General features: G+C 71.1%; 1 protein-coding gene. It reads right to left on the bottom strand.

The window, feature by feature from the left end; all coding sequences use genetic code 11:
* Positions 1–18: 18 nt before the first annotated feature.
* On the bottom strand, positions 19–1,215 hold the full coding sequence (locus ACFV1L_RS36335) for an IS110 family transposase (RefSeq protein ID WP_380374568.1): 1,197 nt from the start codon (positions 1,213–1,215) through the stop codon (positions 19–21).
* Between the last annotated feature and the right edge of the window lie 22 nt (positions 1,216–1,237).

Below are 1,237 nucleotides of genomic sequence, written 5' to 3'. Positions count from 1 at the left end.
CGCTTCCTAATGTCGTTGTCAAGCTGTCTCGGTCACTGGAGGTGTGACGTGGTAGCACCGTCGGTCACGGATCAGCGCCCACAGGACGTTGACCCGTCGACGGGCCAGGGCCATCACGGCCTGGACGTGCCGCTTGCCCTCCGCGCGTTTGCGGTCGTAGAACGCCCGCGAGTTCGGATCGCAGCGGATGCTCACCAACGCCGAGGTGTAGAAGACGCGTTGGAGCCTGCGGTGGTAGACGACCGGCCGGTGCAGGTTGCCGCTGACCTTGCCCGAGTCGCGCGGGGCCGGTGCGACGCCGGCGAAGGCCGCCAGGGCGTCCGAGGACGGGAAGGCGTCCAGGCTGCCGCCGACGCCGGCCAGGAACTCGGCGCCGAGCACGGTCCCGATGCCCGGGACGCTCTCGACTATCGCGGCGAGTTCGTGCTCGCGAAACCGGCCCTCGATGAGCTTGTCGATCTCGGCGATCTGCTCGTTGAGGGCCATCACCCCCTCGGCCAGGGTGTGGACCAGCCTGGCGATGGCCTTCTCCCCCGGGACGGTGGTGTGCTGGCGCTCGGCAGCCCCAACTGCCGCCTCGGCGAGGTCTCTTGCGTTTCTGACCTTGCGGTTGGCGAGCCACTTCGCCAGCCGCGCGACGCCGGCCCGGCGGATCGCGGCCGGGGTCTGGTAGCCGGTCAGGAGCTTGAGCGGGCCGGTGTTGGTCACGTCCAGGGCCCTCTCCAGGGCCGGGAACATGCTCAGCAGGGTGCCGCGCAGCCGGTTGACGGACCGGGTCCGGTCCTCGACCAGGTCGGTCCGCCGGCCGGTCAGCAGCTTGAGCTCGATCGCGGCCTCGTCGCCGGGACGGACGGGCTGCAGGTCGCGGCGCATCCGGGCCTGGTCGGCGATCACGAAGGCGTCGCGGGCGTCGGTCTTGCCCTCGCCGCGGTAGCCGTCGGACGCCCGGTTCACCAGGCGGCCGGGGATGTACAGGACCTCCTGGCCGTGGGCGACCAGCAGGCTCAGCAGCAGGGCCGGCTCCCCGCCGGTCATGTCGATCGCCCACGTCACCGGCCCGCCGGCGGCGAGGTCCAGGACGTCGGCGATCAGGTCCAGCAGCTCGGGCTCGTCGTTGGCGACCCGCCGCGACAGCAGCTTCCTGCCGTCCGCGTCGATGGCCACGCCGTGGTGGTGGCCCTTGCCGCTGTCGATCCCCGCCCATATCCGGCTCATCGTGCTCCTGACGTGCGTTTTC

Origin of the sequence: Kitasatospora sp. NPDC059646 (assembly GCF_042734615.1) — a bacterium.
In the GTDB taxonomy this organism is placed as follows: Bacteria; Actinomycetota; Actinomycetes; order Streptomycetales; family Streptomycetaceae; genus Kitasatospora.
The sequence above is the reverse complement of the archived record's forward strand: the minus strand, read 5'-3'. Positions and strand labels throughout refer to the sequence as shown.

Bases quoted from the DNA above. Each gene is read 5' to 3' on its own strand.
- ACFV1L_RS36335 (WP_380374568.1), bottom strand. From the start codon at position 1,215: ATGAGCCGGATATGGGCGGGGATCGACAGCGGCAAGGGCCACCACCAC.